Origin of the sequence: Streptomyces canus 299MFChir4.1 (assembly GCF_000383615.1) — a bacterium.
Classification (GTDB): Bacteria; Actinomycetota; Actinomycetes; order Streptomycetales; family Streptomycetaceae; genus Streptomyces; species Streptomyces canus_C.
On the sequence record NZ_KB911591.1, the window covers coordinates 195720 to 210096 of the forward strand.

Consider the following 14377-nt stretch of genomic DNA (forward strand, 5'->3'; position numbering starts at 1 on the left):
GCCGCACTCAACTCCCGGGGCCCGGAGACGCCGTTGAACGATTGCTCACCGCCGCATAGGTTCCGGCGTATGACGAACGTACGGATCGGTGTGATGTACGACCGCGACTGGGCCCCCGAAGGGCTGCCCGAGTTCGCGCGGCAGGCCGAGGCGCTCGGCCTGGACGACCTGTGGGTGGTCGAGGACCTCGGGTGGAACGGAGGGGTGTCGGCGGCGGCCGTGGCACTGGGAGCCACGCAACACATCAGGGTCGGCATCGGCATCGCCCCCGCCCCGCTGCGCAGCCCGGCGCTCCTGGCGATGGAACTGGCCACGCTGGCACGGGTGTTCCCCTGGCGGCTGGTGGCCGGGATCGGGCACGGGGTGCAGGAGTGGATGGCCCAGGTGGGCGCCGCGGCCCGCTCCCCGCTGGCCCTGCTGGAGGAGACCGTCACCTCGGTGCGTGCGCTGCTGCGCGGAGAGCGGGTGGCGTTGGCGGGCCGCGAAGTCCGCCTGGACGGCGTTCAGTTGACACACCCTCCGGCCGAGGCCCCGCCGGTGGTCGCGGGTGTGGTGCGTCCGCGCTCCCTGGAGCTGTCCGGGCGGGTCGCGGACGGTACGGTGATCACGGAGGGCCATGGCCCGCACGACCTGGAGAACGCCCGCGCACTGATCGCCAAGGGCGGCGCCGCCTCCGACCACACCCTCACGGTCTTCGCCTTCGCCTGCGTCGGTGACGACGCCCACGAGGTGACCCGCGCCCTGCACCCGCACATCGAGGGCCACGCCGCCTGGCTCGGCCGTCCGCCGCACGAGGTGTTCACCGTCTCGGGTCCTGCCGCCCAGGCCGCCGGGCACATCCGCGAGCTGGCGACGGCCGGCGCGGACACGGTGGTCCTGCGGATCTCCGGCCCGGATCCGCTGCGGCAGCTGAAGGCCGTACTGGAGGCGGTCGGGCAGCGGGACTGAAGTCCCGGATTCGCGGTCGCCGTACGTCCGCGGTCAGCTTCGGCTGAGGACGGCAGGCCGGTGTCCGGAGCGGCCAGGACCGTTACCTGGGCGGCAGGCTCACTGCGAACGCGCGTCCCTCGTCGATCCACGCGACCAGGGCCTCGTCCTGCGTCGTGGCGGCCCCGGCGACCACGACCCAGCCGCGCATCGGGCGGCCGGTCATGTCGAAGAGCCGCGTCCCGGGCCGGGCGAGGGCCGCGTCGGCGGGGTCCGGCCCGACGCGGACCATGAGGTCGTCGCCGGTCACACCGACGGCCACGTTGCCCTGAGCCCCTCGTCGTACGCCATCAGCCGTCTCCTTGCCGCTCGGAGAGCCTGCGTTCGAGGTCGCGCAGGTCCTTGGTGAGGGAGGAACGGACCTGACGGGCGAACAGGGGTGCCGCGAGGCGCAGTAGACCCCCTGGGCCTCCCCGGACCCGGATGGCCGCGAGCGTGCCGCGCGGGTGGGGCTCGAAGGAGTAGGTCACGTGCATCGGCATGGGAGCGGCCACCGAGACCATGTCCAGCAGCCTCGGAGGTTCGTACACGGCCACCCGCAGGACGTAGTCGATGCGCCGACCCAGGAAGTGCGCACTACGGGTGACCTCGGCGCCCGTCCCGAAGCCGCCGCCGTCCGCCTGCCGGGTCAGGTCCGCCGTACGGATGCCCTGTGTCCACTCGGCGTCGTGGCGCCAGTCCATGGCGTAGGCGGCCACGCGCTCTGGCGGCAGCGGGATCTCGCGCCGCACTGTCACGTCGATGCTCATCGTGTCACCGCCTCGCACCCCTGACTCCGGCGGTCGCCGGCGCTCGGACCTCTCCAGCATGGCCGTGATCGGGGGCGGATGCGTGCCGCAGGGGTGCGTCGGGCAGGGTGCCGACGTCACCGTTCCGTTCGCGGAGCCCATTTCGTCTCCGGACCCCCAGGGCGCGGTGGGGCATGCTGGTATCCATGGGTGCCGGGCCGGGAGGTGCACGGATGCGAGGGTGGGCCGGGGGGTGGGTGATCGTGGGGGTGGTCGTCCTGGTGGCGTGCGGCGGCTCCTCAGGAGGAACGTCCGGGGGTGGCTCCCCGACGCCGTCGACCGGTGCGTCGACGGCCGCGTCCGGGGCGCCGTCCACGAGCTCGTCCGCGGCACCGACCGCGAGCCCGACCGGACGAAGCCCGTCCGCTTCGGCCTCCGTACCCTCCTCGCCCAAGAGCTGTGCCGGCGGGCATGTGGAGGTCACCGTGGCCCCCGGTGATCCCGTCCGGCAGCAGGTGTGTGTGCGGCCCGGGACCGTGGTGTCGCTCGTCCTGCGCCCTCGTACGGACGGCAAGCGGTGGACCGCCCTACGCAGCTCCGCGCCGGTCTTCGTCCTCCCCTCCGGCTGGCGGCTGGGCGCGGACGGCACCGCGCGGGCCTCACTGCGCTGCGCGGGGACGCGAGGCGGTGTTGCCGACGTCACCGCCCTGGCGAAGGAACCCGACCTGGCGGGCGCGGGCGGTGTGGCGTTCACCTTGCAGGTGAACGTGGTGCCGCACACGACGGCGGGGTGACCCCGGAAACCGGGATCACCCCTTCACCGCGAACCGCGAACCGCGAACCGCGAACCGTCGCGACGCCGATGGCGCCTCAGTCGCAGTCGCGCACCTTGATCGTGTGGTGATGTTCTCGTACGCCGCGCTGGGGTCGTCGGCCTTCGAACCGCCGGGCAGGTAGTCGGGGTTGGGCGCGTACTCCAGTTTCCAGGCGCCGCTGAGCTTCTTCGTGGAGTGGCTCCACACTCCCGCGCTGGTCGCCGCCCACACCTTGCCGCCGCCGAAGCGGAGCTCGTGGATGGTGGTGGACTCCAGTTCGTGGCCGCCGACCCGGCTGCGCGTGGAGAACGTGCCGTGGTGCGGGTCGGACAGGACGTAGACACCGCTGCCGAGGTAGGCGTCCGCGTTGGTGGTCGCCTCGCCGGTGCCCAGCCACAGCCGTCCGCCGCCGTCGAGCGTGAGCGCGCCGGTCGACTGTGCGGGAAGCCGGTCGCTGATGGGCTGCCAGTGGCCGCCGCCGCTGCGGGACCGCCACACCCCGCCGCCGGCGCTGCCCGCGTACACGTACCCGTCGTCATCGGCGGCCACCGCGGCCATCCGGCCGGTGACATTGCCCGAGCCACCGCTGGAGTTGGAGTCGATGTCGCGGTAACGCGGGTCGTCGGAGTTGTACGGCAGGTTGGTGACATTGCGCCAACTCCCGCCGGTACCGGGAAGTTTGGTGAGACTGCTCCATGCGGCCCCGTACGCGCCAGGGGCGACGATGCCGGGCGAGGTGCGGGCCTCGGCGTACTGGTCCGCGCCCTCGGCTATCTCGTCGGCCTCGTTGCCGTCGTCGCCGTCGTCCTCCTTCGCCTTCGGGCTCATGGCGCCCACCGACTGCCGTCGCTCAGCGGCGAGTTGGGCGAGTGCGCGAGCCCCGAAGGGGCTGCTGTCGTGTCGGCCGGGCGCGGCACTCGCGGGTATCGCGATGAGCCCGGCGGTTGCGGTGATGGCGCAGGTCGTGAGCCATCGTCTGCTCCGAGTTGGTGCTGACACCAGGTCCTCCCGAGCGGGTGGTGATACAGCCGTCGGTGGAGACCCGACCACGCGCGGGACGGAGCGTCCGGGGGTTTGACAAGCCTTTGACCAGAACCTGCCACTTGCGCACGTGGCTGTGAAGCGCCGGGGGGTTTCTCGGTACCCGACTCGGGGATCGCTCAGCAGCGGTGAGAGCCAGGTCGGCAGCCGCGGGCACCGGCCTTGGCGCAGGGCTTCGATGCCACGGCGGCTGTGGACGGTGTGCAGCAGCCCGGCTGACCGATACGAGGACCGACCCGGGCGGCCAGATGCCCGCAGCGGGCACCCTCGCCCAGTACGTCGACTACGCGCGGTCCGCCGCAGATGCGGGCGTGCACGAGCTGTTCGTGGACTTCGGGCAGACAGTCGCGTCTCTCGCCGAACGCGTCGGCCTCGCCGGCCGCTTCATCGGGGGAGTCCGCCGCGGCTGACTCGGTGCGCGGCAGCGGAACCCTCGCTCATGGGAGAAGCCGCGTACCCGAACCGAGACCGCCGGTGTGTCAGGACGTCCCGAGGCCGTTGAGGAGGGTGTCGACGACGACGTCCGCCGCCTGTCCCGCGCTCAGTTCCGGCAGTTGCCGGGAGACCAGGTGCATGAGCTGGGGCAGCAGCGCGCTCGGCCAGCCCTGCGGGAGACCGGAGCGCAGCAGGCCTTCGTCCGTGGCGCGTCGCAGGAAGGTGTCGACCTCCTCGACGGCCGCGTCGCGTCGGGCATGGACGCTGCTGTCGGTGAGCATGCGGGCGAGGTCGACGGGCCAGGTGCGGTTGACGGTGATGATGTTCTCGACGTAGCGGTGCAGGGCGACGGCGACGGGTGCCTCGCGGAGCCGCGCGTCCTCGATGGCGTGCTCGATGGCGGTGAGGCGGGCTTCGTAGATGGCCGCGAGGAGGTCTTCGCGGGAGGCGAAGCGGCGGTAGACGGTGCGCCGGTCGACTCCCGCTTCGGCGGCGATGCTCGCGATGCTCGCGCCGGGGTCGGCGGCGAGCATGCGGGCGCCGGTGGTCAGGACGGCTTCGAGATTGCGCGCTGCATCGGCTCTCACCGCACTGATTCTAGTGGCGGAATGTGATGCCTGAGACATCTAGCGCCTCTCAGGAGTAGAAGGCACCCCTATAAGTGCTACATTCTAGTGACAGAAAGATCTGGTAGTGACAGATCTGTGAGTCTTCTAGAGAGGCAGCTTCCGATGTCGAAGGCAGACAACTCCTCCTCACCCAGGGCGGGTGGTGTCGCCGCCGCGATGAGCGCGCTGGTCCTGGCGGTCCTGCTCGCGGCCCTGGACCAGACGATCGTCTCGACCGCGTTGCCCCGGATAGCCGAGGACCTGAACGGTTTCGACGACATCGCATGGGTCAGCGCCGCCTACCTCCTCGCGTCGACCGCGGTCACACCTCTGTGGGGCAAGCTGGGCGACATGTTCGGCCGCAAGCCGCTGTATCTGGCCTCCACCTCGGTCTTCCTGATCGCCTCCGTGGCCTGCGGCCTGGCACAGAACCTGCCCGAGCTGGTCGGCGCCCGTGTGCTGCAGGGTGTGGGCGGAGGCGGCATGATCGTGCTGACCTTCGCCCTCGTCGGCGACATCGTCACCCCGAGCGAACGCGGCCGCTACCAGGGCATGTTCGGCTCGGTCTACGGCGTCGCCAGCATTGTCGGCCCCCTGCTGGGCGGCGTCTTCACCGACCAACTGTCCTGGCGCTGGGCCTTCCTGGTCAACCTGCCGGTCGGCATCGTCGCCCTGGCCATCGCCGCCCGGGCGCTGCCCGCCGCCACCCGGGGCGCCCGGGCCCGCATCGACTACCTCGGCGCCACCGTGCTGGCCGCCCTCGCCACCGGCCTGGTGCTCGTCACCTCGTTCGGGGAGCGCTGGGGCTGGGGCTCGCCTGCCATCGTCGGACTGATCGCCGTCACCGTCGCGCTGGCCGTACTGCTGGTGCCGGTCGAGCGCCACGCCGCCGCCCCGGTCCTGCCGCCGGCCATGTTCGCCTCCCGGACCGTGGTGTTCTCCTCGCTGATCGCCTTCTTCGCCAACGCCGCGATGTTCTCCGTGCTGGTCTACCTGCCGACCTACCTCCAGATCGTCCACGGAGTCTCGGCCACCCTTTCCGGCATCCACATGCTGCCCCTGGTCGCCGGTCTGGTCGTCAGCCAGTCCCTGGCCGGACGCTGGGCCGCACAAGCCGGCCGGCTGCGGACGATCCTCCTGGCCGGCCTGGTCGCCAACCTCGCCGGGCTGCTCCTGCTGGGCACCATCGGCGCGGCCACCAACGCTCTCGTCCTGAGTTTCTACTTCCTGATCACCGGTGTCGGCATCGGCATGGTGCCCATGGTCGTGCTGACCACCGTCCAGAACAGCGTGCCCGCCGCCGACCTCGGCGCCGCCAGCGCCGTCGTCACCTTCGCCCGCTCCATCGGCGCTGCCTTCGGGGTCGCCGTCTTCGGCACCCTCCTCAACACGGGATTCGCCGACCGCACAAGCGGACTGCCGACCGCCGGCGGCTTCGACTCCGCTCGTCCCGACACCATCGGTCGGCTGCCCGGCGCCCTGCGCGACTCCGCACTGGACGCCTTCGCCCACGCCACGGCCGGCGGCTATCTCTGGATCGCGCCCGCCCTCGCCGTCGGGGTTCTTCTCGCCCTGTTCCTGAAGCCGGCGCTCAGGACCGGCGAGACCGCCACCCTCGACCACTCCGATCCCGCCCCCGCCAAGGATTCCGTCCGGGCCGCCTGACCCGCCGGCGCCCACGCCCTCGACCGGCCGACACCCCACCAGGTACCGGCCGACGGCGTGCTCCGGGCGCCCATGGCACCGGGCCAGGCGTCACCGTCCTGCGGAGTCGTCTCCGACAGCCGCTTGAGCTGGGTGACCCACAACGCGTCGTTCCCGGTCACCACAAGCGTGCTGTCCGCCACCGGAGGTAGCAACCATGTCCCTGGTGCAGCTGCACACCCGCGCCGACACCCGACCATCCGAGCCGCGTGTACGGCACCTGCTCTCCCGGGAACATCTCGAACCGATGGCCGTGGAACCACACCGCGGAGCTTCGGGCGAGCGGCCCAGCTCGGACCTCGGTGAGGCCCGGCCCCCCCTCCGGCCCCCACTCCGGCCACCGTTCGAAGCACCGGACACGCCAGGCTCCCCTCTCAGCGGATGAAGGCGAGGTCCGGGCAGCAGCGCCGCGGCTACGGCGAGGCGGTGACCCGCAAGGCGCTGTACGAGGGTGTCCGCGCCACCGGCCTCACCCGGGCCACCCTGCACGCGACCGCCGCCGGGGCACCGGTGTATCCGCGCATCGGTTTCGAGCCGAACTCCCCGATGCGCTTCTACGCGCTCAAGGACTGAGGCAGGCCGCCGTGAGGGCGCCTCCCGTTCCCGGGCGTGAGCATCGGACAGAGCGTCAAGGGACCGATACGCATGGTTTTCCGTACACGAGGGCCTGCGGGTTTCAGTCGGCCGGATCGCTAACGGGTCGTGTTCTTCGCCGAGGCCGGTTCCGTCTGCTCCGCGGCCCAGGAGGTGAGGATGCGCAGGGCATCGTGGGCGGGGCTGGCGGGTTCGGCGGTCAGGATCATGAGGCGTTGTCCGGAGTGGTCGGGGCTGGCCCAGGTGTCGCAGTCGAGGGTGAGGTCGCCGACCAAGGGGTGGTGGTAGTGCTTGGTGCCGTACGTCGCGCTGGTGACGCGGTGTTCGGCCCACCAGGTGCGGAAGTCGGTGTCCCGGACGGAGAGTTCGCCGACGAGGCGGGCGAGGTCCGGGTCGTCGGGGTCGGCGCCCGCCTCCATGCGCAGGGCGGCCACCGCGTCCCGGGCGTCGTGCGCCCAGTTCTTGTGCAGTCCCCGGATCGCTGGGTGGGTGAACATGAGGCGCAGGTAGTTGCGGTGTTGGGCCGGTAGGGCGGCGAAGTCGGTGTAGAGGGCGGTGGCGGTGGGGTTCCAGGCGAGGATGTCGAGGTGTTTGCCGAGGACGAGGGCCGGGGTGTGGGTGAGTTGGTCGAGGAGGCGGCGCATGGCGGGCCGCATGCGCTGGGTCTGCCGGTGGTGGCGGGGTTGGTCGTCGGTGCGGCCGGCGAGTTGGTAGAGGTGTTGTCGCTGGTCTTCGTCGAGGTGGAGGGCGTGGGTGAGGGTGGCGAGGACAGGGGTGGAGGCGCGGACGCGGCCCTGTTCGAGGCGGGTGTAGTAGTCCACGCTGATGGCGGCGAGGGTGGCGACCTCTTCGCGGCGCAGGCCGGTGACGCGGCGTGTGGTGTCCGTGGTGGGCAGGCCGCAGTCCCGGGGGGTCAGCTGTGCCCGACGGGCCCGTAGGAAGGCACCGAGGGCACGGGGGTCGGGATGTGAGCTCATGTCGTCGATTCTCCTGCGGATCACGCACACGTGCAGTGTGCCGATATGCCGCCCGAGGGCTGCGGGACCCTTGGTCGGTCCCGCAGCCTTCCGAGGGGTTGTCAGCGGACAGTTGCGCGGGCCGCGCGCTCGATCACCCTGGCCACCAGATGCGGGTGTGAGACGGCGACGGAGTGGGACGCGGCGACCTCGGTGGTGTGTGCGTGGGCACGCCTGGCCATGAAGCGCTGCACGGCCGGGGGGATGTTGAGGTCTTCGGTGGTGATGATGTCCCAGCTGGGCTTGGTCTTCCAGGCCGCGGTGGTGGCCTTCTCCTCCAGGGCGGCCTGGGCGATGGGACGCTGTTCGGCGGCCATCAGGACGGCCTGCCCCGTCGGCACGTCGGCGGCGAACTGGTGGTGGAACTTGTCCTGCCGGATGTACAGGTCGGTGGCGGTGGAGCCGTCCGCCTGCTGGTAGGTGACCGGGTCGAGAGCGCCGGGGAGCGTGGAGCCCGGGTACGTGTTCGTGAGCTCCAGGGCGCTTTCGCCGGGGGCGGGCAGGAAGGCGGCCACATAGACCAGGGCCTTGACCTCGGGTGCGTCGGTGGTGGCCTCGCTGATGACGTTGCCGCCGTAGGAGTGGCCGACGACGATCTTCGGTCCCTTGACGTGGTCGAGGACCGTGCGCAGCGCGGCGGCATCGGAGGCCGGGCCGCGCAGTGGGTTGGCGGCGGCGACGACCGGGTAGCCGTCGGCACGCAGGTCGGCGATGACGCCGTTCCAGCTGGATCCGTCGGCGAAGGCTCCGTGCTCCAGGATGATGGCGGGCTTGGAGGGCTTGGCGGGCTGGGCTGCTCCGGCGACCTCGGCCGTCTCGGTCGCGCCGTTGGCGGTCCCGCTGAGGGCGAACGCGCCGAGCGCGAGCCCCGCCGCGGCCGCGCCCGTCACCAGCCGCTTGTGTCCACCCTTGATGCTCACCACGACAAACCCCTCTCAGGAAGTCTTCTCGGTACTTACGGTGTTTCGGTCTCGCTGAACCTCGTCACCGGATTGATTGGTGACGATTCTGACGCGGACGGCATGACGGCCACTCCGGTGTGCGCGGAGTCCGGCGCCGCCGCCCGGCGACGGCCGACGCTCAGAGGTGGTCGGCGTCGACCACTGCCTGGGCGAAGACGGTGGGGGCTTCCTGCGGCAGGTTGTGACCGATGTCCGCGATCGTCCGGTGCAGGTAGGGCCCGGTGAAGTGGCTGCGGTAACTGGACCCGTCGCCCGGTGCGGTGAATGGGTCGAGGGCGGCGTCGAGGGTGACGGTGGGGACCCCGATGGAGGGCTGGGCGGCCAGCTTCTTTTCGTACCGGTCATAGCGTCGGTCGCCCTCGATCAGACTGATGCGCCAGCGGTAGTTGTAGAGGACGATCGCGGCGTAGTCGGGGTTCTCGAAGGCCTCGGCCGTGCGCCCGAAGGTGGCGTCGGAGAATTTCCAGTCGGGGGAGACGAGGGTCCACACGTAGCGGCACAGCGCGATGCGCTCGTCGACGTTCTCCATGGCCTTCACGCCGCGGTCGGTGGCGAAGTACCACTGGTACCACCAGTTGTGCTCCACGCCCGGAGCGGCGGGCTCCAGCTGCATCTTGCGGTCGGTGATGAGGTAACCGCTGGTCGACACGAGGGACTTGACGCGCTCGGGCCACAGGGCGGCGATGATGTCGGCGGTACGTGAGCCCCAGTCGAAGCCGGCGAGGACGGCCTTCTCGATCTTCAGGGCGTCCATGAAGGCGATGACGTCCAGCGCGATCGCGGACTGCTCGGCGGTACGGGGCGTGTGGCGGGACAGGAATCGGGTACTGCCGTGGCCGCGCAGATACGGGACGAGCACGCGGTAGCCCAGGTCGGCCAGGAGCGGGGCGACGTCGACGAAGCTGTGGATGTCGTACGGCCAGCCGTGCAGGAGAACGACGACCGGGCCGTGCCGGGGGCCGGCCTCGGCGTAACCGATGTCCAGGACACCCGCCTTGACGTGCCTGAGCGTGCTGAACTCGGTGTGGGTGCCGGGGGTGATGGTCGGCACCGTGGGCGTGGTGGCGCCGCCCGGCTCGTCCGGGGCGGTCGCGGCGGATGCGTTGGTCTTCAGGCCGGTGAGTGAGACCGCTGCCGCGCCGGTGCCCAGGCCGACGGCCTTGCTGAAGGTACGCCTGTTGATCATGTCCAGTCCTCCGTCGTGCGATTGCGATGACCGGCCCGTGCTTGGTGAGCCCGGGGCGAGGCGACCCTCGCACAGCACTCGTCACCTGTCAAACCGGTGACGAATGCCGTCGGTGCCCCACACTCTCGCCCGTGACGAAACCCGACGCATCAGTCATGTGACGGTCGGATGTGAAGGGTGCATGGGGGCGTGCGGAGCGCCGTCCGGTCGGTCATTCGGCTGAAGGGAGCACCTTTGGGCCTCGCCTGCCGTATCGGCTCTCGTGTTCAATGGGGCCCCTGGTGTGGAAGATATCTCAGTCAAAGTCAATGGCATGAGAATGTAGGCTGCGTAAATGCTACATTGAAGTGGCAATTACTGACGATGGTCAATGACCTGGGTCTGAAGCACCGGAAGAGAGAAGCGCATGATCACCTACGACCGGCTTTTCGTCGGAGGCACCTGGGTCGAGCCGAGCGACCCGGAACCGCTCGACATCCCCTCGCCGCACGATCGGTCGATGATCGGCCGCGCGGTACAGGCGCGACCGGCGGACGTGGACCGGGCTGTGGCCGCCGCGCGCGCCTCGTTCGAGCAGGGTGTGTGGCGCCGGACTCCGCCCGCGGAGCGCATCGCCGCCCTGCGGCGGTTCAACGCGCTGCGTGAGGAGAACGCGGAGCATGTCGCGCGGCTGATCTCGCTGGAGAACGGTTCGGCGGGCTGGTTCACCCGGGCCGGCCAGCCGGGCCTGACCCGGCAGGCCAACGCCTACCTGAGGGCGGCGGAGGAGTTCGCCTGGGAGGAGGCGCTCGTGCCCTCGGACCCTGAGTCCCCGGTGCGCAGTGTGGTGCGCCGGGAGGCGGTCGGCGTCGTGGCCGCGGTGATCCCCTGGAACTCGCCGTTCTCCTCGGCCACTTCGAAGATCATCCCTGCTCTGCTCGCCGGCAACTCCGTGGTCCTCAAGGTGTCTCCGGAGAACTCGCTCAGCATGGGCTTCCTGGCTGAGCTGCTGGAACGGGTCGGCCTGCCCGAGGGAGTGATCAGCGTGCTGCCCGCGGACCGTGAGACCAGCGAGTACCTGGTCTCCCACCGGGACGTCGACAAGATCGCCTTCACCGGCTCGACGGGGGCCGGCCGCCGTATCGCCGCGATCGCGGGCGAGCAGCTCAAGCGGGTCAGTCTGGAGCTGGGCGGCAAGTCCGCCGCCGTCATCCTGCCGGACGCCGACATCGACAGGGCCGTGGCGGGCCTGAAGTTCGGCTCCCTGCTCAACAACGGCGAGTCCTGCATCGCCCAGACCCGCGTCCTGGCCCCGCGTAGCCGGTACGAGGAGGTGGTGGCCGCGCTGAAGGAACTGGTCGAGTCGTTGAAGGTCGGCGACCCGAGCGAGCCCGATACCTTCATCGGCCCGATGATCCGCCCCGACCAGCAGGAGCGGGTGCGCGGCTACATCCGACTCGGCATCGAGGAGGGCGCACGCCTCGTCACCGGCGGCCCTCAGGTCCCCGAGGGCCTGGAGAAGGGCAACTACGTCACCCCGACCGTCTTCGCCGACGTCGACAACTCCATGCGGATCGCGCAGGAGGAGATTTTCGGCCCGGTCCTGGTGGTCATCGCCTACGACGACGAGGACGACGCCGTCCGGATCGCCAACGACTCGGAGTACGGCCTGTCGGGCGGCGTCTGGTCCGCCGACGAGGAGCACGCCCTGGCGGTGGCCCGTCGCATCCGTACCGGCACTGTCACGGTCAACGGCGCCTCAGTCGCCTTCGACGGCCCGTTCGGCGGCTTCAAGGCGAGCGGGATCGGCCGGGAGTACGGAGCGGTCGGCCTCGGCACCCACACCGAGTACAAGACCATCACGGTCTGACACGGAAGGCTTGACGCCTGTTCTCGGTGCATGGGAAAGACGTCTACGACGACGCCGCTGCGCCCGCGCACGCATGCCGGGCACAGCACGGGCGAGGACGGCCGACGCCATGGGGCGGCTGCTCACGCCCGAATGGTGTCACCGGCTTGACCGGTGATGAAAGGAGGGGCATGCTGAGGTCCGTCCGGGCGACAAGCGGGACGCCGTCCACGATCGACGAAGTGGAGCACGGTCATGAGCAAGGGGCTCACCATGGAAGCCGCCGAGGCGGCGGTACGACGCGCACGGTTCGGCAAGCTTCCCGAGCGCGTGCGTTTCGACGACATGACCGAAGCGGTCGAAGTCGCTCCGGCCGGCGGCGCGAACGGATCGTACGACCCCGAAGGCTCATGGAAGTTCTACTCGTGCCTCGCCCTCGACCTGGGGCTGTAGGCGCACAAGCCGGATTGTCGGCACCCGGTACAACAGGATGAATCACCCGGATCGCCCGGTCGGTCGTGCCCTGCGCGCCTGACCGGTCGATGCGGCGTCTCCGGCGTCTCTGGATGGCGTGTCGTCACCATCTTGACGGGTGATGAGGCGCCGCCTATTGCGTCACCGTCTTAACCGGTAACATAGAACATGTGCAGGTCAACAGGCGACCGAAGACCTTGCGGCCCAGATGGGGGAGTATCAGCCATGGCAGTCAGCTACACCGCCGTTGTCGACGTCGACGGAGAAGGCCGCAACGGCGGCCACGTCCGCTCCTCCGACGGTCTGCTGGAGACCGGCCTCGCCCTTCCCAAGGAACTCGGCGGCGCCGGCACCGCGACCAACCCCGAGCAGCTCCTGGCGGCGGGCTGGGCCGCCTGCTTCCTCGGCGCCCTGCGTCGTGCGGCCACCACCCGCAAGATCAGGCTCACCAGCACGAGCATCACCGCCGAGATAACGCTCACCCACGGCGACGACGGCGAGTTCTCCCTCTGCGCGGTCCTCAACCCCGTCCTCGCGGCGTCGACCAGGCCACCGCGCAGGAGCTCGCCGAGGCCGCCCGCCGGATCTGCCCGTACTCCAAGGCCACACGCGACAACATCCCGGTCACCATCAACGCCGGCGTCGCCGCCTGAACCGTCCCCCTGGACCGCGGGTCCCTTGTCCCCTGCACGGGCCCCGCCCCCAATCCGCATCCGCACCGCCGATCGAAGAGCGAGGGCAGAACATGCCCGCCATGACGCACACCCACGTGCGGGTGGAGAGCACGGCCCTCTCGGGGTACGGCCCGTCCGCCCTCGCCTTCCTGCGACCAGCGGAACAACCGCCTGGTCGGCAAAGGAGCGCGGGTCTTCACACGTATGCGAGAGCCGTCAGGTACTCGGCTCGGACAACGAAATGCCTTGAACGGAATGTCGACGGACCCAGAACCGGGTCCGGACACACACGCCGTCAGGTGACTGAGGCCGCACAAGTCGATCGCGGCCGACACGGTGGCGACTGGACGCCGACTTCCCGATCCACGACGGCTACCGGATCGTGCAGGCCACCCCGCCCGGCTCCGCATGCTCGGCCATCTTCGGCAGGGGCCTCACCGAGCAGGAAGGGGGCACCCTCCACGGCCTCCAGCTGACCGTCACCGACATCCTCAAGGCCAAGGAGGAGCTGATCTCCAGCGGTGCGGAGGTCTTCGGCCCTTGGTGCCCGGCGTGCACCCCGAGCGAGCCAGCTACGGCACCTTCGCCGCCTTCAATGGGACCGCCAGGCCGCGGTCGGTGACGCGGTGACGGAGCTGGAGGCCGTACGGCTGCGGCGAGACGTGGAAACGTGGCGGTGGACAACATGTGGCGGGCGTAGGCACGCTTGAGGGGCAAGGTTTCACACCTTGCCGGTGTCAGTCGGTGTCCCTCGCGCCCCGCTCGACCAGGGTGTACATGACGGAGTGCTGCTGCTTGTGGCGCCGGATACGGCCCTTGGCGACCAGGGACTCAAGGGTGTTGCGCACCACCTGCGGGGTGGGATTGCGGTCCGGGTGCTTGGCCAGGAGTTCGTCCCGCAGCTCCTTCGCCGGACGTGGCTCCTCGCGCTGGCCCAGCAGCTCCGCCAACAGGTCACCGAGCAGAGGCTGCTGCGGCTTCCCCTTCGCACCGTCCTTCGCCGCCTTGGCGGCCGGGGCGGACTTGGCCGACGCGGAGCGCCGTGCGGTGGTAGCGGCAGGAGCCTTCTTCGCCTTTGCGGCGGCCGGCTTGTCCTGCAACTGGTCGGGCAGACGGGACGCGTCCGCGAAACTCTCGTACCGCTCGGCGAGGTTGAGGATGTCCGAGAGGAGGGCCTCCTCCTGCTTCAAGACGCTGATCCTCTCCGCCAGCTCCTGCTGTCGCCGACGGTTCTCCTCCAGGTCCGATGCGGCTTGCGCTACGTACCGCGACCGGAGCGTGGCGGCTGATTGGCTGGTCACAACCGTTCACTCCCTCGATATGAC

General features: G+C 70.3%; 13 protein-coding genes and 3 pseudogenes. 8 read left to right on the plus strand and 8 right to left on the minus strand.

Annotation, left to right across the window (positions count from 1 at the left end; all coding sequences use genetic code 11):
- The first annotated feature begins 69 nt into the window (after positions 1–69).
- On the plus strand, positions 70–948 hold the full coding sequence (locus H293_RS0123325) for an LLM class flavin-dependent oxidoreductase (protein WP_020120259.1): 879 nt from the start codon (positions 70–72) through the stop codon (positions 946–948).
- Between the two features lie 82 nt (positions 949–1030).
- On the opposite strand, the gene H293_RS0123330 is transcribed toward H293_RS0123325, so the two are convergent.
- Positions 1031–1249 carry a hypothetical protein gene (locus H293_RS0123330; RefSeq protein WP_020120260.1) on the minus strand — a complete coding sequence of 73 codons (219 nt, stop codon included), beginning with the start codon at positions 1247–1249 and terminating at the stop codon, positions 1031–1033.
- A 28-nt stretch (positions 1250–1277) separates the two neighbouring features.
- On the minus strand, positions 1278–1736 hold the full coding sequence (locus H293_RS0123335) for an SRPBCC family protein (protein ID WP_020120261.1): 459 nt from the start codon (positions 1734–1736) through the stop codon (positions 1278–1280).
- A gap of 464 nt (positions 1737–2200) precedes the next feature.
- On the opposite strand from H293_RS0123335, the gene H293_RS0123340 reads away from it, so the two are divergent.
- Positions 2201–2509 carry an acetyl-CoA synthetase gene (locus H293_RS0123340; RefSeq protein WP_259294513.1) on the plus strand — a complete coding sequence of 103 codons (309 nt, stop codon included), beginning with the start codon at positions 2201–2203 and terminating at the stop codon, positions 2507–2509.
- A gap of 108 nt (positions 2510–2617) precedes the next feature.
- On the opposite strand, the pseudogene H293_RS0123345 reads toward H293_RS0123340, so the two are convergent.
- Positions 2618–3529 (minus strand): annotated as a pseudogene (locus H293_RS0123345) (glycosyl hydrolase); the annotation flags it as partial.
- Between the two features lie 290 nt (positions 3530–3819).
- Here H293_RS0123345 and H293_RS55060 point away from each other — a divergent pair.
- Entirely contained in the window at positions 3820–3981 is a 162-nt protein-coding gene (locus H293_RS55060) for a hypothetical protein (protein ID WP_020120264.1), read from the plus strand.
- Between the two features lie 69 nt (positions 3982–4050).
- Here the strand turns inward: H293_RS55060 and H293_RS0123355 are convergent, their stop codons facing one another.
- Positions 4051–4539: a TetR/AcrR family transcriptional regulator gene (locus H293_RS0123355; RefSeq protein ID WP_028808116.1), complete on the minus strand. Its 489-nt coding sequence runs from the start codon at positions 4537–4539 to the stop codon at positions 4051–4053.
- A gap of 198 nt (positions 4540–4737) precedes the next feature.
- Between H293_RS0123355 and H293_RS0123360 the strand changes: the two genes are divergently transcribed.
- Together H293_RS0123360 and H293_RS0123365 are read left to right on the plus strand one after the other, a co-directional pair.
- Positions 4738–6279, plus strand: a complete 1542-nt coding sequence (locus tag H293_RS0123360) for an MDR family MFS transporter (RefSeq protein ID WP_020120266.1) — start codon at positions 4738–4740, stop codon at positions 6277–6279.
- Positions 6280–6639: 360 nt separating this feature from the next.
- A pseudogene (locus H293_RS0123365) lies at positions 6640–6891 on the plus strand (GNAT family N-acetyltransferase); the annotation flags it as partial.
- Positions 6892–7010: 119 nt separating this feature from the next.
- Here H293_RS0123365 and H293_RS0123370 read toward each other — a convergent pair.
- The 3 genes from H293_RS0123370 to H293_RS0123380 all read right to left on the minus strand — a co-directional run bounded on the left by H293_RS0123370 (position 7011) and on the right by H293_RS0123380 (position 10076).
- Positions 7011–7889 carry a helix-turn-helix transcriptional regulator gene (locus H293_RS0123370; protein WP_020120268.1) on the minus strand — a complete coding sequence of 293 codons (879 nt, stop codon included), beginning with the start codon at positions 7887–7889 and terminating at the stop codon, positions 7011–7013.
- Positions 7890–7990: 101 nt separating this feature from the next.
- On the minus strand, positions 7991–8851 hold the full coding sequence (locus H293_RS0123375; protein ID WP_020120269.1) for an alpha/beta fold hydrolase: 861 nt from the start codon (positions 8849–8851) through the stop codon (positions 7991–7993).
- Positions 8852–9008: 157 nt separating this feature from the next.
- Positions 9009–10076, minus strand: a complete 1068-nt coding sequence (locus H293_RS0123380) for an alpha/beta fold hydrolase (RefSeq protein ID WP_020120270.1) — start codon at positions 10074–10076, stop codon at positions 9009–9011.
- Positions 10077–10482: 406 nt separating this feature from the next.
- Here H293_RS0123380 and H293_RS0123385 point away from each other — a divergent pair, with 406 nt between their 5' ends.
- The 3 genes and pseudogenes from H293_RS0123385 to H293_RS55065 all read left to right on the plus strand — a co-directional run bounded on the left by H293_RS0123385 (position 10483) and on the right by H293_RS55065 (position 13031).
- On the plus strand, positions 10483–11925 hold the full coding sequence (locus H293_RS0123385) for an aldehyde dehydrogenase (RefSeq protein WP_020120271.1): 1443 nt from the start codon (positions 10483–10485) through the stop codon (positions 11923–11925).
- Positions 11926–12159: 234 nt separating this feature from the next.
- Positions 12160–12357, plus strand: coding sequence for a hypothetical protein (locus H293_RS0123390; protein WP_020120272.1), 198 nt, complete (start codon positions 12160–12162; stop codon positions 12355–12357).
- Between the two features lie 246 nt (positions 12358–12603).
- Positions 12604–13031, plus strand: a pseudogene (locus tag H293_RS55065) (Ohr family peroxiredoxin).
- A gap of 758 nt (positions 13032–13789) precedes the next feature.
- Here the strand turns inward: H293_RS55065 and H293_RS0123400 are convergent.
- The gene (locus H293_RS0123400; protein ID WP_020120274.1) at positions 13790–14353 is read right to left on the minus strand and encodes a hypothetical protein; all 564 of its coding nucleotides are present in this window, start codon (positions 14351–14353) and stop codon (positions 13790–13792) included.
- Positions 14354–14377: the final 24 nt, after the last annotated feature.

Coding starts and splice junctions, on each gene's coding strand:
- H293_RS55060 (WP_020120264.1), top strand. CDS start 3,820: ATGCCCGCAGCGGGCACCCTCGCCCAGTACGTCGACTACGCGCGGTCC.
- H293_RS0123390 (WP_020120272.1), top strand. CDS start 12,160: ATGAGCAAGGGGCTCACCATGGAAGCCGCCGAGGCGGCGGTACGACGC.
- H293_RS0123360 (WP_020120266.1), top strand. CDS start 4,738: ATGTCGAAGGCAGACAACTCCTCCTCACCCAGGGCGGGTGGTGTCGCC.
- H293_RS0123355 (WP_028808116.1), bottom strand. CDS start 4,539: ATGCTCGCCGCCGACCCCGGCGCGAGCATCGCGAGCATCGCCGCCGAA.
- H293_RS0123335 (WP_020120261.1), bottom strand. CDS start 1,736: ATGAGCATCGACGTGACAGTGCGGCGCGAGATCCCGCTGCCGCCAGAG.
- H293_RS0123385 (WP_020120271.1), top strand. CDS start 10,483: ATGATCACCTACGACCGGCTTTTCGTCGGAGGCACCTGGGTCGAGCCG.
- H293_RS0123370 (WP_020120268.1), bottom strand. CDS start 7,889: ATGAGCTCACATCCCGACCCCCGTGCCCTCGGTGCCTTCCTACGGGCC.
- H293_RS0123380 (WP_020120270.1), bottom strand. CDS start 10,076: ATGATCAACAGGCGTACCTTCAGCAAGGCCGTCGGCCTGGGCACCGGC.
- H293_RS0123325 (WP_020120259.1), top strand. CDS start 70: ATGACGAACGTACGGATCGGTGTGATGTACGACCGCGACTGGGCCCCC.